At 51.8% G+C, this 2,067-nt stretch carries 2 rRNA genes; both read left to right on the top strand.

Annotation, left to right across the window (positions count from 1 at the left end):
• Position 1 precedes the first annotated feature (1 nt).
• Positions 2-1,488, top strand: a 16S ribosomal RNA gene (locus tag AACT52_RS06900).
• 420 nt (positions 1,489-1,908) lie between these two features.
• Positions 1,909-2,067: ribosomal RNA gene (locus AACT52_RS06895) — 23S ribosomal RNA — on the top strand; the annotation flags it as partial.

The raw sequence follows: 2,067 nt of genomic DNA, 5'->3' as shown, positions 1-2,067 counted from the left end.
CAAAACGGAGAGTTTGATCCTGGCTCAGGATGAACGCTGGCGGTATGCTTAACACATGCAAGTCGAACGGGCTCTTCGGAGCTAGTGGCGGACGGGTGAGTAACGCGTGAGAATCTGGCTTCAGGTTCGGGACAACAGTTGGAAACGGCTGCTAATACCGGATGTGCCCTTGGGTGAAAGATTTATCACCTGAAGATGAGCTCGCGTCTGATTAGCTAGTAGGTGTGGTAAGAGCGCACCTAGGCGACGATCAGTAGCTGGTCTGAGAGGATGATCAGCCACACTGGGACTGAGACACGGCCCAGACTCCTACGGGAGGCAGCAGTGGGGAATTTTCCGCAATGGGCGAAAGCCTGACGGAGCAATACCGCGTGAGGGAGGAAGGCTCTTGGGTTGTAAACCTCTTTTCTCAGGGAAGAAAGATGACGGTACCTGAGGAATAAGCATCGGCTAACTCCGTGCCAGCAGCCGCGGTAATACGGAGGATGCAAGCGTTATCCGGAATGATTGGGCGTAAAGCGTCCGCAGGTGGCAATGTAAGTCTGCTGTCAAAGCGTCTGGCTCAACCAGATAAAGGCAGTGGAAACTACATAGCTAGAGTAAGGTAGGGGTAGAGGGAATTCCTGGTGTAGCGGTGAAATGCGTAGAGATCAGGAAGAACACCGGTGGCGAAAGCGCTCTGCTGGACCTAAACTGACACTGAGGGACGAAAGCTAGGGGAGCGAATGGGATTAGATACCCCAGTAGTCCTAGCCGTAAACGATGGATACTAGGCGTTGCCCGTATCGACCCGGGCAGTGTCGTAGCTAACGCGTTAAGTATCCCGCCTGGGGAGTACGCAGGCAACTGTGAAACTCAAAGGAATTGACGGGGGCCCGCACAAGCGGTGGAGTATGTGGTTTAATTCGATGCAACGCGAAGAACCTTACCAGGGCTTGACATGTCCGGAATCCTCTTGAAAGAGAGGAGTGCCTTCGGGAGCCGGAACACAGGTGGTGCATGGCTGTCGTCAGCTCGTGTCGTGAGATGTTGGGTTAAGTCCCGCAACGAGCGCAACCCTCGTTCTTAGTTGCCAGCATTAAGTTGGGCACTCTAAGGAGACTGCCGGTGACAAACCGGAGGAAGGTGGGGATGACGTCAAGTCAGCATGCCCCTTACGCCCTGGGCTACACACGTACTACAATGCTATGGACAAAGGGCAGCAAGCCAGCGATGGCAAGCAAATCTCGTAAACCATGGCTCAGTTCAGATCGCAGGCTGCAACTCGCCTGCGTGAAGGTGGAATCGCTAGTAATTGCAGGTCAGCATACTGCAGTGAATTCGTTCCCGGGCCTTGTACACACCGCCCGTCACACCATGGAAGCTGGTCACGCCCGAAGTCGTTACCCTAACCTTTCGAGGAGGGGGACGCCGAAGGTAGGACTGGTGACTGGGGTGAAGTCGTAACAAGGTAGCCGTACCGGAAGGTGTGGCTGGATCACCTCCTTAACAGGGAGACCTACTTCTCCAGAGACCGAACCCATAAATTTATTAGGTCCAAGAGAAGTCATCCCAAGGTCGGTCGAGATTGGCTGTTGGCTTTCAAACTATTACCCTTGTTCGGTACCTTCGGCAGAAATAGCCAAGTATTGTTCGGTTTCTAATACCCAATAAACTTGATGGCTTGTTAAACTAGGAAGGTATGGGAATGAGACATTGCCAGAGGCAATAAACCCAAAGCTTTAAACTCAATTGGATAAACTTTTTCAGCAATCTTGTTCACCAAAGCAAGACTGCTGGGCGAGAGTCCAGACAGAACCTTGAAAATTGCATAGCAACTTGTCAAATGCGAATTTGATTGCACTATATATCAGTACAAAACTGGTATTTGAATGCATCAAACGCAGGTAGACACCAATATTTAAAAGTGGTCAAGCGAATAAGGGCTAATGGTGGATACCTAGGCACACAGAGGCGAAGAAGGACGTGGTGACCGACGAAACGCTCCGGGGAGCTGGAAGCAAGCGACTGAGCCGGAGATATCCGAATGGGGCAACCCCAAGTACTGCCTGTTGAATATATAGACAG

Origin of the sequence: Scytonema sp. HK-05 (assembly GCF_963872035.1) — a bacterium.
Taxonomy (GTDB): Bacteria; Cyanobacteriota; Cyanobacteriia; order Cyanobacteriales; family Nostocaceae; genus Kalymmatonema.
The sequence above is the reverse complement of the archived record's forward strand: the minus strand, read 5'-3'. Positions and strand labels throughout refer to the sequence as shown.